Annotated in this window: 15 protein-coding genes; 8 read left to right on the top strand and 7 right to left on the bottom strand. The window is 68.4% G+C overall.

Annotated elements, in window-relative coordinates:
- Positions 1–131 precede the first annotated feature (131 nt).
- Positions 132–1,157: a LacI family DNA-binding transcriptional regulator gene (locus I1A62_RS28315; RefSeq protein ID WP_219455577.1), complete on the bottom strand. Its 1,026-nt coding sequence runs from the start codon at positions 1,155–1,157 to the stop codon at positions 132–134.
- A gap of 163 nt (positions 1,158–1,320) precedes the next feature.
- Between I1A62_RS28315 and I1A62_RS28310 the strand changes: the two genes are divergently transcribed.
- From I1A62_RS28310 to I1A62_RS28295, 4 genes are all read left to right on the top strand, one after another.
- Entirely contained in the window at positions 1,321–2,748 is a 1,428-nt protein-coding gene (locus I1A62_RS28310) for a cytosine permease (protein ID WP_219455575.1), read from the top strand.
- 59 nt (positions 2,749–2,807) lie between these two features.
- The gene (locus tag I1A62_RS28305; RefSeq protein ID WP_124391909.1) at positions 2,808–3,917 is read left to right on the top strand and encodes a C45 family peptidase; all 1,110 of its coding nucleotides are present in this window, start codon (positions 2,808–2,810) and stop codon (positions 3,915–3,917) included.
- Positions 3,918–4,065: 148 nt separating this feature from the next.
- Positions 4,066–4,488 carry a YciI family protein gene (locus tag I1A62_RS28300; RefSeq protein WP_072943599.1) on the top strand — a complete coding sequence of 141 codons (423 nt, stop codon included), beginning with the start codon at positions 4,066–4,068 and terminating at the stop codon, positions 4,486–4,488.
- Positions 4,461–5,789: an RNA polymerase sigma factor gene (locus I1A62_RS28295; protein WP_219455574.1), complete on the top strand. Its 1,329-nt coding sequence runs from the start codon at positions 4,461–4,463 to the stop codon at positions 5,787–5,789. Before I1A62_RS28300 ends, I1A62_RS28295 begins: the two co-directional genes overlap by 28 nt.
- On the opposite strand, the gene I1A62_RS28290 is transcribed toward I1A62_RS28295, so the two are convergent.
- From I1A62_RS28290 to I1A62_RS28270, 5 genes are all read right to left on the bottom strand, one after another.
- Positions 5,769–6,971: a serine hydrolase gene (locus tag I1A62_RS28290; protein ID WP_219455571.1), complete on the bottom strand. Its 1,203-nt coding sequence runs from the start codon at positions 6,969–6,971 to the stop codon at positions 5,769–5,771. The genes I1A62_RS28295 and I1A62_RS28290 overlap by 21 nt on opposite strands.
- Before the next feature lie 192 nt (positions 6,972–7,163).
- Complete coding sequence (locus I1A62_RS28285) at positions 7,164–9,581, bottom strand: excinuclease ABC subunit UvrA (RefSeq protein ID WP_219455570.1); 2,418 nt, start codon at positions 9,579–9,581, stop codon at positions 7,164–7,166.
- Between the two features lie 63 nt (positions 9,582–9,644).
- Complete coding sequence (locus tag I1A62_RS28280; protein WP_087562220.1) at positions 9,645–10,055, bottom strand: VOC family protein; 411 nt, start codon at positions 10,053–10,055, stop codon at positions 9,645–9,647.
- Positions 10,056–10,060: 5 nt separating this feature from the next.
- Positions 10,061–10,510, bottom strand: coding sequence for a helix-turn-helix transcriptional regulator (locus I1A62_RS28275; RefSeq protein ID WP_072943606.1), 450 nt, complete (start codon positions 10,508–10,510; stop codon positions 10,061–10,063).
- Positions 10,511–10,543: 33 nt separating this feature from the next.
- Positions 10,544–10,705 carry a hypothetical protein gene (locus I1A62_RS28270; RefSeq protein ID WP_192581847.1) on the bottom strand — a complete coding sequence of 54 codons (162 nt, stop codon included), beginning with the start codon at positions 10,703–10,705 and terminating at the stop codon, positions 10,544–10,546.
- A 204-nt stretch (positions 10,706–10,909) separates the two neighbouring features.
- Between I1A62_RS28270 and I1A62_RS28265 the strand changes: the two genes are divergently transcribed.
- The 3 genes from I1A62_RS28265 to I1A62_RS28255 all read left to right on the top strand — a co-directional run bounded on the left by I1A62_RS28265 (position 10,910) and on the right by I1A62_RS28255 (position 12,253).
- On the top strand, positions 10,910–11,611 hold the full coding sequence (locus I1A62_RS28265) for an RNA polymerase sigma factor (protein WP_124391905.1): 702 nt from the start codon (positions 10,910–10,912) through the stop codon (positions 11,609–11,611).
- A gap of 3 nt (positions 11,612–11,614) precedes the next feature.
- A complete protein-coding gene (locus I1A62_RS28260) occupies positions 11,615–11,839 on the top strand; it encodes an anti-sigma factor (protein ID WP_072943609.1) in 225 nt (74 codons plus the stop codon).
- 120 nt (positions 11,840–11,959) lie between these two features.
- Positions 11,960–12,253: a hypothetical protein gene (locus I1A62_RS28255; RefSeq protein ID WP_219455568.1), complete on the top strand. Its 294-nt coding sequence runs from the start codon at positions 11,960–11,962 to the stop codon at positions 12,251–12,253.
- Between the two features lie 82 nt (positions 12,254–12,335).
- On the opposite strand, the gene I1A62_RS28250 is transcribed toward I1A62_RS28255, so the two are convergent.
- The gene (locus tag I1A62_RS28250; RefSeq protein ID WP_124391902.1) at positions 12,336–13,352 is read right to left on the bottom strand and encodes an Lrp/AsnC family transcriptional regulator; all 1,017 of its coding nucleotides are present in this window, start codon (positions 13,350–13,352) and stop codon (positions 12,336–12,338) included.
- Positions 13,353–13,437: 85 nt separating this feature from the next.
- On the opposite strand from I1A62_RS28250, the gene I1A62_RS28245 reads away from it, so the two are divergent.
- Positions 13,438–14,916 carry an MFS transporter gene (locus tag I1A62_RS28245; protein ID WP_219455566.1) on the top strand — a complete coding sequence of 493 codons (1,479 nt, stop codon included), beginning with the start codon at positions 13,438–13,440 and terminating at the stop codon, positions 14,914–14,916.
- Positions 14,917–14,930 lie beyond the last annotated feature (14 nt).

Below are 14,930 nucleotides of genomic sequence, written 5' to 3'. Positions count from 1 at the left end.
CGGACGGACCACTCACCCCGTCGGCTCGTGCCGCCGCGCGCTGGTTCCGACGGCACGACCAGCGCACAGATACAACCGTGGACTCACCTCTCGATGGCGTGCCCACAAGGATATCGCTGCCATCGCTCGAATCATGACGTCCGGGTGGAGTTCCGCACGATGAGGCGTCCGTGGAGTTTCCCCGGCGGCACGGACCGGTCGAGGTTGTCGAGGCGGTTGACGAGTTGTGTGACGGCAACGCGGGCAAGGAGTTCGGGCTGCAGGTCCACGCAGGTAATGGGGGGCGTCGCGGATCGGGTGTGCTCCGAGTCGGAGCCGCCGACGATCTGGACGTCGCCGGGAACGTCGAGTCCGCGTTCCCGGACTCGTGCGAGCACTCCGGCCGCGTGCCTGCCGGTGAGGCAGTACACCGCGTCGGGCGGGTCGTCGCGGTCGAACAGTTCGTCGGCGGCGTCGCGGCCGCCCGACTCCCCGGTGGTCTCGGGCCGGTGAGCCACCAGCGGGTCCTGATCGCGCGCCTCCGCCCAGGCGCGGTAGGCGGCCTCGGCGCCGAGGTTCCACGAGTTGGGGTCGGTCCCGGCAACGAGGGCCACTCGCGTGGCGCCCGCGTCGTCGAGGTGCTGCAGCACGAGGTCGGTCATAAGTTCGGTGTCGGTGTCGATCCAGTTGTCGTACGCGGCCCGCGCCGGATCCTTGCCGACGGACAGGAACGGCACGCCTTCGCCGAGGAGCATCTCGATGAGGGGATCGTCGGTGACGGGTTCGGTGATCAGGAACCCGTCGCAGGCGAGGGCGGCGGCCGGTGACTCTTCGCGCGTCGGGTCCGACACCAGCATGAGCCCGTAACCGAAGTCCATCGCGGCCAGCGCCGCCGAACCCGCGAACCGCAGGAAGTAGTCGACGCCCTCGGGGAGCGAAGAATCCAGCGTCTCGAGGGGCCGGAGCACGAGGGCGAGGATGCCGAGACGGTTGCTGCGCAGGCCCCTCGCCACGACGTCGGGCCGGTAGCCCAGGGACTTCGCGGTCGCGCGGACCCGCTCCCGCGTCGCGGCGGCGACGACCCCTTTGCCGCTGAACGTGTGCGACACCGTGGTGGTCGACACCCCCGCGTGCCGTGCCACGTCGGCGATGGTGGGCCGCGATCGTTTCTCCGTCACCGGATCAGGCTACCAATTGTCCGACCTGCACCAAATCGATTTGTAAACCGCCTTCTCACGCTCTTGCCCAAATCGATTTGGTTCCGTACGGTGACCCGGGTCACGCCAGATCGGCGATTGCGCCACCAGCCGCACATCCGTGCTCGTCTACCCGGAGGACCCCATGGCATCGACTCGAGCAGACTCCCGCGTGGTGAAACCCGGCACGACGCCGCCGGCCGACCGTGCCGGGCAGGTGGAGACGCACGGCATCGACTTCATCCCGGACAGTGAGCGACACGGCCGCGCTCGGGACCTGTTCGCGGTGTGGGCGGCGCCCAACGTGAGCTACCTGGCCCTCGTCGTCGGCGGCGCCCTGATCCTGATGGGCCTGTCGTTCTGGCAGGCGCTCGCGGTGATCATCGTCGGCAACCTGTTCTCGATCCTCACCGGGATCGTCGCCGCCAGCGGACCGGCGTCGGGCACACCCAGCGAAGTGATCACCCGGGCGATCTTCGGCATCCGCGGCAACCGGGTGAACATCCTCGTGACCAGCTGGTTCATCAGCGTCTGCTACCTGGCGCTGAACTGGGCGGCCGCGTCGTACACGGCGTTCCGGCTCCTCGAACGGTTCGGCATCCAATCGACCACCCCGGTGAAGGTCGTCGTCATCCTGGCGATCGCCGCCGCCACGCTGGCAATCGGTGTGTACGGGCACGCGACGATCGTGCGGCTCTACCAGCCGCTGGCCGTCGTGCTGATCCTGATCTTCGCGGTGATGGCCGGCTACGTCGTCGGAAATGCCGACTGGGGTTACCAGCCGGCGGAGGCGCTCCACGGGATCGGACTGTGGGCGACGGTGGCCGCGGGTGTGTCCATCGTGGCGTCGGCTCCGCTGTCGTACACCAACAGCGCGGACTTCGCCCGGTACCTGCCGGCGACCACGTCGCCGGTGTCGGTCACCGTCTGGACGGCGCTCGGCGCGTTCGTCCCCAGCGTGTTGTTCACCGCGCTCGGCGCACTCGCCGGCACCGGGCTCGACATGGCCGACCCGCAGAGCGCGCTCGAGGCCGTCCTCCCGTCCTGGTTCACGCCGATCTTCCTACTCGCCGTCATCGTTGGCACCATCGCCAACAACGCGATGACCGCCTACAGTTCCGGGCTCGCACTGCAGTCGGTCGGGCTGCGCCTGCGACGCTCGCGCAGCGTCCTCCTCGACGGCTCGATGGGTGTCGCCATGACGCTGTTCGCCCTGCTCGTCTCCAACTTCCTCGACACCGTCAGCAACATGATGCAGCTCGTCGTGACCGTGATGGGTCCCGTGATGGCCGTCTACGTCGCCGACGTCCTGTGGCGCCGCAACCGCTACGACGGCCTCGGGCTCGGCGACGAAACCAGCAGCAGCCCCTACTGGTACACCGGTGGGATCAACTGGGCGGGAACGGTCGCCGTCTTCACCGGCATCGCCGCGGCCGCGCTCTGCGTCGCCGCCCCGGTCTACACCGGACCCGTCGCGAACGCGGTCGGCGGCGTCGACCTGTCGTTGCCGGTCGGTTTGCTCGTGTCCGCGGCGCTGTACGTCGTGCTGATGCGCTCGTACCGAACCCGCTGACCCTCTGTGATCAATTGCTCCACAGCTTTATTCACACCATCTGGATAACGAGGACGATCATGACCGAATCCACCACTGCCCGCCCTCACGTCTGCGTCGACGACACCCGGCCGCGCGAACGCGGTGTCGCCCGCGGCACGCAGCTGCGCACCGACCTGCCCGCGTCCGTGGAACTGTATCTGCGCCTGTTCGATACGGTCGGCGTGAGCGAGAACCGCACCCGCGACAGCGCGCACCGACTCGCGGATGTCCTGGGGGCGTGGGGTCCCCGGTATCTCGAGGAGATCGAGGGCATCGCTGCCGGCGCCGGGCTCGAACCCTGGCACGTCATGGCACTGAACGGTCGCACGGAGATCCTGTCCCAGGCCACCGCGGCCCGCCCCGGCGAGTGCTCCACCATCGCCTACGCACCCGCGGATCGCGCGTCGGCGCCGTTCGGGATTCAAACCTGGGACTGGCATCAGGAACTCGACCCGTACTGGCACACCCATCAGGTGCGCGGAACCCGCCACGCCTACGTCGGGCTGACCGAGCACGGCATCCTCGGCAAGATCGGGATGAACAGCGCAGGCCTCGGCGTGTTCTTCAACATCCTCGGCCACCGCGACGACGCACCGGCCGGGGTGCCCGTGCACATCCTGTCGGCGGCGGTCCTCGGTGAAGCCGGAACCGTCGGCGAGGCCCTCGATCTGCTGCGCTCGGCACCGATCGCAACCTCGGGCGCGCTGACGCTGATCGACCCCGACACCGTCGCGTGCGCCGAGGTCAGCCCCGTCGGTGTCGCCACCCTGCACCCGACAGACGGATTCCTGACGCACACCAACCACTTTCTCGACCCGGCAAACGCCGCCCGTGAGAAGGCCGGCCTGTACGAGCCCGACTCCCAGGACCGCTTCGGGCTGATCGCCTCCCGGCAGCAGCGGTACCCGGCGCCCGCCGTCGCCGATCACCTGGTCGAGTACCTGTACTCCGATCCGGAGCAGCCCCTGCTGTGCTGCGTCCCCGCCCCGGACGCGGTCTTCGGTCAGCGCTGGGCCACCCTGTCGACGGTGCTGCTCGAACCCGAGCACCGGCGTGCCCGCATCCTCGGCGGGACGCCGATCGACGCCCGCCGACGGTCGTGGACGACCCTCGACGCAACCACCGCGCCCGCCCCCGCCACCGCGTGACCCGGGCACGTGAGTGGCAAAGCGTGCCGGAACACTCTTTGCCACTCACGTGAAGATTTATTTTCCAGGCGTGTCGATCCATGCCACCCCCCGTTCGACCTGAGGATGAGAAGGTCCAAGAGGGCCCCGACATCCAAGGAGACGAACCATGAAGTACATGCTGATCATGCGCGCCACGGACGAGACCTTCGCGGCATTCCAGGACGCCGACTTCGGCGAGATCATGGACGCGATGGGCAAGTTCAACGACGAGATGATCCGGGCGGGCGTGCTGCTCGCCGCCGAGGGCCTGGACCCCGACCCCGAATCGGGTGTCGTGGTCGACTACTCCTCCGAGACTCCGGTCGTGACCGACGGCCCCTACGGTGAGACGAAGGAGTTGTTCGGCGGCTTCTGGATGCTCAACGTGGCGTCGAAGGAGGAGGCCGTGGAGTGGGCGAAGCGTGCCCCGATGGCCGGTCCCGGTTCGAAGGCGGAGATCCGCCGGGTCACCACGATCGACGAGTTCCCGCAGGACAACGAGTGGATTCAGAAGGAGCGGGCGTGGCGCGAAGAGACCGGCCAGCTCTGAGCGGGTCGGCGGGCGGCGGCCACACCGGGCGTGAGGCCGTCGCCGCCGTCTGGCGGATCGAGTCGGCGCGGATCGTCGGCGCGCTCGCCCGGTACACGGGCGATTTCGCATTGGCCGAGGACCTCGGCCAGGAGGCGCTGGCGGAGGCACTGGTGAGCTGGCCACGCGACGGCATTCCCCACAACCCGGCGGGATGGTTGCTCACCGTCGGCCGCCGCCGCGCGATCGACACGTTCCGTCGGCGCGCCGCCCTCGACGAGCGGTACGCCGTCCTCGCCCACGAACTGGGCGAGGGCGGCGCCGTCTCGGGTCCCGCGCCCGCCGATCCGGCCCGCGGCACCGGCGACGTGCTGTGGGATCCGGACCAGATCGACGACGACATCCTCGCGTTGATGTTCATCTCCTGCCACCCCGTGTTGTCGCGGGAGGCGAGGGTGGCGCTCACGCTGCGGGTGGTCGGCGGTCTGACGAGCGACGAGATCGCGAAAGCGTTCCTCGTCCCGACCGCGACGGTGCAGGCCCGGATCACCCGGGCGAAGAAGACGCTCGGCGCGGCCCGGGTGCCGTTCGAGGTGCCGCCCGCCGGGGAGCGGGCCGAACGGCTCGGCTCGGTGCTGAGCGTCGTCTACCTGATCTTCACGGAAGGGTCGTCGGCCAGCTCCGGCGGTGACCTGATCCGCCTCGACCTGGCGGGCGAGGCGCAGCGCCTCGCCCGGGTGCTGACCCGGCTCGTACCCGACGAGCCCGAGGTCCACGGCCTGCTCGCGCTGCTCGAGCTGACCGCGGCACGGTTCCCGGCCCGCACCGGGCCGGACGGTGAACCGGTGCTGCTCGAGCAGCAGGACCGCCGCCGATGGGACCGTTCCGCGATCCGGCGGGGACGAGCCGCCCTCGCCCGCGCCGAACAGGTCGGCCGGGGCCTGGGCGCTTACGGCCTGCAGGCGGTGATCGCCGAATGCCATGCCGTCGCGCCGTCGGTCGACGCGACGAACTGGGAGCGGATCGTCCTCGTCTACGAGGCACTCGGCCGGCTCGCGCCGTCACCGGTGGTCGACCTCAACCGGGCGGTGGCGGTGTCCATGGCCCAGGGACCGGCCGCGGCGCTGCCGATCGTGGACGAGTTGGTGGCCGCGAAGGCGCTGTCGAACTCGCACCTGCTGCCGAGCGTTCGCGGCGAACTGCTCACCCGCCTGGGACGCACCGGTGAGGCGCGGACCGAACTCGAGCTCGCTGTGACGCTGTGCGGCAACGAGCGCGAGCGGACCGTGCTCGAACGGAAACTATCCGACCTGGACGGGTGACGCGAGCGGGGCGTGCCGGTAGGCCGCCGTCTCGAAGTCCAGGTATCCGCCGAACGAGACGGGGTCGGCGAACGGCAGGATCTGCGTCGCCCAGTACCCGGCGATTCCGGTGCGACGATCGATCCAGTAGTACGAGTTGGCGAGCCCCGCCCACCCGAGCGACCCCCGGGGACGGCCGGTCGGTGCGTCCTCCTCGTTCACCATGAACGTGTACGCCCACGACTTACGCTGTCCGGGAAAGAATTCGGCGTCGTTCGTGAGGGACGGAATCACGGCCGGCAGCATCCCGACCTCCTGACCCTCCAGACCGTTGCACACGGCCGCCTGCACGGTGTCGGCCCGCAGTACTCGTCCACCGGGCGCGTCGCCGTCGTTCAGCCACATCCGCAGGAACTTCAGGTAGTCGCCGACCGTCGAGTACAGGCCGTGCCCGCCCATGTGAATTTCCGGATCCTGCGGGAGCACCAGATCCAGTGGGGTCAGCCGGCCGTCCTCCTCCCGCTGGTGGATCGTCGCGCGCCGGGCCGCCATCGACCCGGTCAGGGTGAACGACGTGTCGCGCATGCCGAGTGGCGCGAAGACCCGCTCGGCCATCACCTCACCGAGTCGCTTGCCGCGGATCGCCTCGACCACCTGACCGGCCCAGTCGATGTTCGTCCCGTACTGCCACTTGGTGCCCGGATCGAACAGCAACGGCGTCTTCAGCGACGCCCTGCTTGCCGTGATCACGCTGGGCTGGTCGTGTTCCACCCCCAGCCGGTTGTAGGTCTCGTCGAAGAAGTCGTATCCGAACCCGGCGGTGTGCAGCAACAGCATCCGGGTGGTGATGTCGCGTTTCGGGGCCCGCAGCACCGGGTCGCCGTGGTCGTCGAAACCCTCGATGACCTGGATGTCGCCGAGTTCGGGAACGTACTCGCGGGCGGGCGCGTCGAGGTCGAGCAGCCCCTCTTCGGCGCACTGCAGCACCGTGGTCCCGGTGATCGCCTTGGTGGTGGAGAAGATCGCGAAGATGGTGTCGGTGGTCATCGGTTCGCCGTCGGCGACGGACCGCACGCCGGCCGCACCCTCGAACACCGTCCGGTCGCGGTCGGTCAGCATCGCGACCACTCCGGGTACCCGTGGCGCATCGTCCGCGGTGACGTCGTCGAGAACCTTGCCGAGCGCGGCATCGAGATCGGACATTCCACTCTCCTGTCGTGTCTGTGGTCACTGGCGGAAAGTGACGCTAGGACCGGCCGGAGGGTAATGACGTCTCTGTTCGGCAGGGCACGTCTCGGTTCGGCACTATCCGGTGGCGGGCGTCACAGTCGCGGCGCGACCGGCACACGGAAAGGCCCCCGGCTGCCGTGGGCACACCGGGGGCCGCCGCCGTGGTCAGGAGCCGACGTACGCCGCGAGGTGCTCGCCGGTGAGGGTGGAGCCTGCGGCCACCAGATCTTCCGGCCTGCCCTCGAAGACGATCCGGCCGCCGTCGTGGCCGGCGCCGGGGCCGAGGTCGATGATCCAGTCGGCGTGCGCCATGACCGCCTGGTGGTGCTCGATGACGATGACCGACTTGCCGGAGTCGACGAGCCGGTCGAGCAGCCCGAGCAACTGTTCGACGTCGGCGAGGTGGAGGCCGGTGGTCGGCTCGTCGAGGACGTAGATCTCGCCCTTGTCGGCCATGGCGGTGGCCAGCTTGAGCCGCTGCCGTTCGCCGCCGGACAGCGTGGTGAGCGGCTGCCCGAGGCTGAGGTAGCCGAGTCCGACGTCGGCGAGTCGCTGCAGAATCTTGTGCGCCGCCGGGATCCGTGCCTCGCCGGCGCCGAAGAATTCCTCGGCCTCGGCCACCGGCATCGCGAGCACTTCGGCGATGTTCCGGCCGCCGAGTTTGTACTCCAGCACCTCGGCCTGGAACCGCTTCCCCTCGCACTCCTCGCAGGGGGATTCGACGGTGGCCATCACGCCGAGGTCGGTGTAGATGACGCCGGCGCCGTTGCAGGTGGGGCAGGCGCCCTCGGAGTTGGAGCTGAAGAGCGCCGGCTTCACACCGTTGGCCTTCGCGAATGCCTTGCGGATCGGTTCGAGCAGTCCGGTGTAGGTGGCGGGGTTGCTGCGCCGGGAACCCTTGATCGCGCCCTGATCGATCGCGACCACGCCGTCCCGGTCGGACACCGAACCGTGGATCAGCGAACTCTTGCCCGAGCCCGCCACCCCGGTCACGACCACCAGCATGCCGAGCGGGATGTCGACGTCGACGCCGCACAGGTTATGGGTCTCTGCGCCGCGCACCTCCAGCGCCCCCGACGATTCGCGGACGGACGATTTCAGCGTGGCGCGGTCGTCCAGGTGCCGTCCGGTGATCGTGTCACTGGCCCGCAGACCCTCGACGGTGCCCTCGAACACCACCTCGCCGCCCTCGGTTCCTGCGCGCGGGCCGAGATCGACGACGTGGTCGGCGATCACGATCGCCTCCGGCTTGTGCTCCACGACCAGCACCGTGTTGCCCTTGTCGCGCAACTGCAGCAGCAGGCCGTTCATCCGCTGGATGTCGTGCGGGTGCAGGCCGATGGTCGGCTCGTCGAAGACGTACGTGACATCGGTGAGCGAAGAGCCGAGATGACGGATCATCTTCGTGCGCTGTGCCTCTCCGCCGGACAGCGTGCCGGACGGCCGGTCGAGCGACAGGTAGCCCAGGCCGATTTCCGTGAACGAGTCGAGGAGGTGCTGCAGCCCGGTGAGCAGCGGCGCCACCGACGGTTCCTTCAGGCCCCGCACCCAGTCGGCGAGGTCGCTGATCTGCATCGAGCAGACGTCGGCGATGTTCTTACCCTTGATCTTCGACGATCGCGCGCCCTCGCTGAGCCGGGTGCCGTCGCAGTCGGGGCAGATCGCGAACGTGATCGCCCGCTCCACGAACGCGCGGATGTGCGGCTGCATCGCGTCGACGTCCTTGGCCAGGAACGACTTCTGGATCTTCGGGATCAGGCCCTCGAACGTGATGTTGACGCCCTCGACCTTGATCTTGGTCGGCTCCTTGTACAGCAGGTCCTGCAACTGCTTCTTGGTGAACTTCGCGATCGGCTTGTCCGGGTCGAAGAAGCCGCAGCCGCGGTAGATGCGGCCGTACCAGCCCTCCATGCTGTAGCCGGGAATCGTCAGCGCGCCCTCGTTCAGCGACTTGCTGTCGTCGTACAGCGCGGTCAGGTCGAAATCGGTGACCGATCCCCGGCCCTCACACCGCGGACACATGCCGCCGGTGATGCTGAAACTCCGCCGCTCCTTCGTCTGCTGGCCCCCGCGCTCGATGGTGACCGCGCCCGCGCCGGAGATCGACGCGACGTTGAAGGAGAACGCCTGAGGCGAACCGATGTGCGGCTTCCCGAGGCGGCTGAAGAGGATCCGCAGCATCGCGTTGGCGTCGGTGGCGGTGCCGACGGTCGAGCGGGGGTTCGAGCCCATCCGCTCCTGGTCGACGATGATCGCCGTCGTCAGCCCGTCGAGCACGTCGACGTCGGGTCGCGCCAGCGTCGGCATGAACCCCTGCACGAACGCGCTGTAAGTTTCGTTGATCATCCGCTGCGACTCCGCGGCGATCGTGGCGAACACCAGCGAACTCTTGCCCGACCCGGACACACCGGTGAACACCGTCAACCGGCGCTTCGGCAACTCGACGCTGATGTCCTTGAGGTTGTTCTCGCGCGCACCGTGCACGCGAATCAGGTCGTGACTGTCGGCAAGATGCAGCTCAGGCGACTCCGACATTTCCCGTCGCTTCGCTCGCCCCGACTCCGATTTCGTGGCCATGCTCATCGTCTCTCCATCTGTTCGGGCGGAGCCGCGTTCACGGTCTCCGTCGGGTCGACTTGCTCGAACTCAGCGCAACTCTTGGATGCGGACCATGTTGCCCGCGGGGTCGCGGAATGCGCAGTCGCGAACCCCGTACGGCTGGTCGGTCGGCTCCTGCACCACTTCGACGTCGCCGGCTTGCAGCTTCTCGAAGGTGCTGTCGAGGTCCTTGGTCGCCAGGTTGATGGCGGCGTAGGTGCCCTTCGCCATCATCTCGACGATGGTCCGGCGTTCCTCGTCGGTGACCCCGGGGTCGGCGGCAGGCGGGTGCAGGACGATGGAGGTGCCGGGCTGGCCGACGGGGCCGACGGTGATCCACCGCAGTCCGTTGTATCCGACGTCGTTGCGGACCTCGAATCCGAGGATGTCGCGATAGAAGCCCAGCGCGGCGTCCGGATCGTCCTGCGGGAGGTAGGTCTGGTGAATGGTGATGTCCATGACCATCACGATAAGTGCGGCTCGGCGACCGGCGCTTCTCTATTCCTGATCGGTCTGGTGACCTGTTTGGCGACGCACGACGGTATGCCCGCCGTCGCCTGCTCCGCGTCGCGCTTGTAGGTGCTGGGCGGCACGCCGACCAACTCGGTGAAGCGCGTGCTGAACGTGCCCAGCGACGCGCAGCCGACCGCGAAACAGACCTCGGTGACGCTGAGGTCGCCGCGGCGCAGCAGCGCCATCGCACGCTCGATGCGCCGCGTCATCAGGTACGAGTACGGGGACTCCCCGTAGGCGAGCCGGAACTGGCGGCTGAGGTGCCCGGACGACATGTTCACGCCGCGGGCGAGCGCGTCCACGTCCAGCGGTTGTGCGTACTCCCGGTCGATCCGATCGCGGACGCGGCGCAGGCGCGCGAGGTCGCGCAGGTAGTGCGCCGGGGCAGGGCTGCTGGACACCTACGAAATCGTGCCACGCCGAGCGACAGTTGCCTACCCTCGCGGGTCGACTCGGCAGTGGTCGACGAGCGAGACGTGTTCGTGCGCCGCCGGGAGCCGGTCCCGCTCGGCGCCGCCGACGTGACGGGCCTCCGTCGAACCGAGTTCCTCCCAGTAGCTTTCCGAACGCGCCTGCGGAGTTCGCCGAACGTTCATGCGCCGCCCTTTCGGGATTGCCGGGTCGGGTGGTCCCTGGGGACCCGGGCCGCGGCGACCGTTGCCGATCGCCGCGGACCGCCACCACCCCTCCGAATCGAGTCTTCCCCGCACCGTGCGGTCAAGACAGGGCCGTTCGGCCCTAGCCACCACAGGATCGGGCGCGGACCGATCGACGGCTGCGGCCGAGGTCAGTAAGGTTGTATGTCATCCGGCCGTCTCACGCGGCCACGCTTCCGGAGCACCTCGATCACCGAGGAGGAGCGGATGACGGAGATCGACACCTCGCACGAGCAGCGCCTCGTCGATTCGTTGCGGGCGCGCGACGAGTCGGCTTTCGCCGAACTGGTCGACCGGCACACGCCGATGATGCTGCGTGTGGCGCGGGGTTATGTGGCCAGCGCCGAGGTCGCGGAGGACGTCGTCCAGGAAACCTGGATCGCCGTGCTGCAGGGCATCGACCGATTCGAGGGCCGCTCGACGCTCCGAACCTGGCTGTTCCGGATCCTCGTCAACATCGCCAAGAAGCGGGGTGTCCGGGACCGGCACGATTCCGACGCCGAACTGGCCGCCTTCACGGGCAGCCCCACCGTGGACCCGGGCCGGTTCCTGCCGAGGACGGCACCGGAGGATCCACACCACTGGGCGACTCCCCCGACCAGCTGGCCGGAGTCTCCCGAGGGTTCGGTCCTCGGGGCGGAGGTCCTCGACGTCGCGAGCCGCGAACTCGAACACCTCCCCGACCGCCAGCGCATCGTGGTCGTCCTGCGCGACGTCCTCGGCTACGACGCCGCGGAAGTGTCCGCGATGCTGTCGATCACCGCGGCGAATCAGCGGGTGCTGCTGCACCGGGGTCGCGCACACGTGCGTCAGGCCCTCGAGGACTATCTCGGAACGGGAGCGTGAGAAATGGACTGCCAGGACCTCGTCGAACTGGTCACGGCGTACCTCGAGGACGACATGGATCCCGACGCCCGGGCCCGATTCGAGACCCATCTCGGCGAGTGCTCGGGTTGCGCCACTTATCTGGAGCAGATCGAGCAGACGGTGCACACCCTCGGCACGCTGCCCCCGGAGGAGCTCGATCCGGCGCTGCGCGACCGTCTGCTCGACGCGTTCCGGGAGTGGCGCTAGCGGCGGGAGAGTTCCCGCAAAAAATAATGTCCGGCGGAGCGTAACGTTTCGCGCCCTCGCGGACACCGTTCGAGTAGCCGTGAACGCTGGGTTTGCGGCACTCGGACAGGAATTCAGACCATGAACGCCACACATTCGCACCAGGACGCCCGACGCACCCACCGCGGTTCGCTGCGGAAGCGGATCGTCACCGTGGTGGTGGCCGCGGCTGCTCTCGGCGTCCTTCCCATCGGCGCCGCGGGTGCGATCACCCCGGTCGCCGACCACACGGTCGTAGCAGTGGCCGCCCCCGACACCGGCCGCGACATCCCCGGCGGCAACGACGACCGGACCCGCGACCGTCAGCGTGAACAGCGGCAGGAGCGCAGGGCCGAGGACATGCCCGCGATCATCTGGACCATCCCGCTCACCTGACGTTCAGCCGTTGCCGGACAACTAGTTTCGCAGCAGTCGCGGGTGCGACTGCTGCGAACGGCGTGCAAGGTCGGGCGAATTTCTAGGCCGGGTCGTCGTGCAGTGTGGACAGCCCGGTGACGAATCCCCGGGCATCCAAGAGGCGCCCCGAGTGCACCGCGGGGCGGATGACGACGGCGCGGTCGGCGATGCGGGCGCCGGCGAGGACCTTCTCGAGTAGGGCTTCGAAACGGTTGACGTCGGCCAGGTCTCGCACCCACAGCGTCATGAGGAGGTTGTACCGGCTCGCGGTGGTCACCGCGAGCCGGACTTCCGCGAGCCGGGACAGCGTCGACCGGAGCCGGTCGATGGACGACGCAGGCACCTGCACGAAGTACCAGGCGTTGATCGGCCACCCGGTGTAGCTGCGCGCGACGTCCGTCCGGAGGACGAGGTCACCCGAGTGGCGCATTGTGGCGATGGCGTCGGCAACTCGCTGGGTGCTGACGCCGGCCTTCGCGGCGATGTCACCGGCCGGGGTCCGGCCGTCGCGGTACAACGCGCGGATGACGACCTCCTGAAGGTCGGCGGGAACCTGCCGGGCGGCACGCGGCCGCGGTGCTTTGGCCGCGGGGACCCGCCGCGCTTCTTCGTCGGAGAGTGCGTTCAACCTCCAGATACTGCCCTCCACGAGGATCTCGGTGACGAGGTGCGTGCGGGCGTGGGTGATCAGGCGCTGATCCCCCAGCCGGTCGATGACGAACGCCGACAAGGACTCCAGGTCCGGTCCCGCGACCACGGCGACGAGATCGCGCCCACCGGACGTGTGATCGATGGTGCGCACGATTTCTTCGTCGGCGAGCAGAAATGCGGTCTCGGCGGCCTTTCCCTGCACGCATTCGATCTCGACGACGGCCACGGCGGGAAAGTGACGACGCTGCCCGCTGATCCACGCGAGCCCCTCTTCGGTGATCCTGGCCCAGCGCCGGGCGAGCGCGACCGGATCGGTCGCGAGAGCCCTGCCCAGTTCGGTCCACGACGCCCGCGGCTCGAGTTGCAGTGCGTGAATCAGCCGTAGATCGGCGTCTCTCCGCAGAGAATCCTGATTTGGTGAAGTCACTTTGCATCGATTCCTGACATTTTACCTATCGGATTTCAATCCAGCTGAGGATACGGCCACCACACGGTTTCTGCTGGAGGAACATATGAGCACTGCGCCACACACCGGCACGAGGCGGACCACCGGAACGTCCGCGGCCGTCGGTTTTCTGATCGTCATGGAGTTCGGCAGCGGTCTGCTGCAGGGGTGGTATCCCCCGCTCCTCACGAGCATCGGACAAGAACACGGGACCTCGGCGGCAGCGCTGAACTGGGTGAATGCGATCTTCCTGCTCGCATCGGTGGCCTGCGTTCCGATCATCGCCAAGCTCGGTGACATGTACGGCCACCGCAGGATGCTCGTGGCGTCCGCTGCGGCGGTGGCCGTGGGATCCTTCGTCGTCGCGTTCGCTCCCTCGTTCGCCGTGCTTCTCGCGGGCCGCGCCCTGCAGGCCCCGCTGATCGCTTTCCTGCCTTTGGAATTCGCCATCGTCCGGCACCGCGCTCCCGATCGGGCGGGACGCAACATCGGCCACCTGATCGGGGCACTCACCGGCGGTGTGATCGTCGGCGGTTTCGTCGCCGGCTGGTTCATGACCCGAATCGACAACCTGACGGTGGTGCTGCTGGTTCCCGGAATCATGCTGGCGCTCTGCGTTCCCGTCGCCCATTTCCTGGTGCGGGAGACGACCGTTCGCAGTGCGGGGCGGATCGACTGGGCCGGGGCGGCACTGCTGTCCGCCGGTCTGCTCATGGTCCTGGGAGGGGTGTCCAACGGCAACGCCATCGGGTGGGAAAGCCCACTGATCGTCGTCCTCGTCGCCGGGGGTGCGGCCACCCTGGCCGCGTTCGCTGTCGTCGAGAATCGAACAATCAATCCCCTCATCGACTTTCGTGTCCTGACGAAGGGCCGGCTGGTTCTCCCGATGCTCATCGCCGCACTGCTCGGAGCCCAGTCGTTCGGTTCCCAGGCGCCCATCTCGCTGTTCTCGAGGGCCGACCCGAATGCGTACGGATACGGCCTGGGCGTGTCGGCCACGATCGCGGGTCTCCTGCTGTCGATCACCGCCACCGGCGCCTTCATCGCCTCGACGATCAGCGACCGGATCGCTGGCGCACTGACACCCCGTTACGCGGTCGCATTCGGCGCCCTCGTCAGCGCCGCCGCGTATGTGGCGATGATCGTCTCCCACGACGGCGTGCTCGCCTTCTCGATCTGGTTGTTCCTGTTGGGATTCGGCGTCGGAACCCTCACAGGTGTCGTACCTGCGATCATCGTCAGCCGCGCTCCCGAAGACTCGGTCGGAATCGCCTCCGGCATCTACAACAGCTCCCGAACGGGTGCGGGATCGATTGCAGGCGCGATGTTCGCCCTGCTGATGTCATCACTGGTCACGTCGGTGACCGTCGGTGAGAAGACGAGTTCGATCTCGTCGTTCACCTCGTACGCCACCGTCTGGGCGATCTGCGCCGCCCTCTGCATCGTCATCGCCGTCCTGTCCCCGTTCCTCGATTCGCGCCGCCCGCGGGCCGCCTCCGAGACCCCCGCACCGCCTGCCGGCGAGACCGAGCCGGCACCCGCCTGATCACGTCACGTCAT

It is taken from the genome of Rhodococcus sp. USK10, from assembly GCF_019378875.1.
GTDB classification, from domain to species: domain Bacteria; phylum Actinomycetota; class Actinomycetes; order Mycobacteriales; family Mycobacteriaceae; genus Rhodococcus_F; species Rhodococcus_F pseudokoreensis.
This window is presented reverse-complemented; position numbering and strand designations above follow the sequence as displayed.

Bases quoted from the DNA above. Each gene is read 5' to 3' on its own strand.
- I1A62_RS28270 (WP_192581847.1), bottom strand. From the start codon at position 10,705: ATGAACGTTCGGCGAACTCCGCAGGCGCGTTCGGAAAGCTACTGGGAG.
- I1A62_RS28285 (WP_219455570.1), bottom strand. From the start codon at position 9,581: ATGAGCATGGCCACGAAATCGGAGTCGGGGCGAGCGAAGCGACGGGAA.
- I1A62_RS28245 (WP_219455566.1), top strand. From the start codon at position 13,438: ATGAGCACTGCGCCACACACCGGCACGAGGCGGACCACCGGAACGTCC.
- I1A62_RS28265 (WP_124391905.1), top strand. From the start codon at position 10,910: ATGTCATCCGGCCGTCTCACGCGGCCACGCTTCCGGAGCACCTCGATC.
- I1A62_RS28305 (WP_124391909.1), top strand. From the start codon at position 2,808: ATGACCGAATCCACCACTGCCCGCCCTCACGTCTGCGTCGACGACACC.
- I1A62_RS28290 (WP_219455571.1), bottom strand. From the start codon at position 6,971: ATGTCCGATCTCGATGCCGCGCTCGGCAAGGTTCTCGACGACGTCACC.
- I1A62_RS28280 (WP_087562220.1), bottom strand. From the start codon at position 10,055: ATGGACATCACCATTCACCAGACCTACCTCCCGCAGGACGATCCGGAC.
- I1A62_RS28310 (WP_219455575.1), top strand. From the start codon at position 1,321: ATGGCATCGACTCGAGCAGACTCCCGCGTGGTGAAACCCGGCACGACG.
- I1A62_RS28260 (WP_072943609.1), top strand. From the start codon at position 11,615: ATGGACTGCCAGGACCTCGTCGAACTGGTCACGGCGTACCTCGAGGAC.
- I1A62_RS28300 (WP_072943599.1), top strand. From the start codon at position 4,066: ATGAAGTACATGCTGATCATGCGCGCCACGGACGAGACCTTCGCGGCA.
- I1A62_RS28255 (WP_219455568.1), top strand. From the start codon at position 11,960: ATGAACGCCACACATTCGCACCAGGACGCCCGACGCACCCACCGCGGT.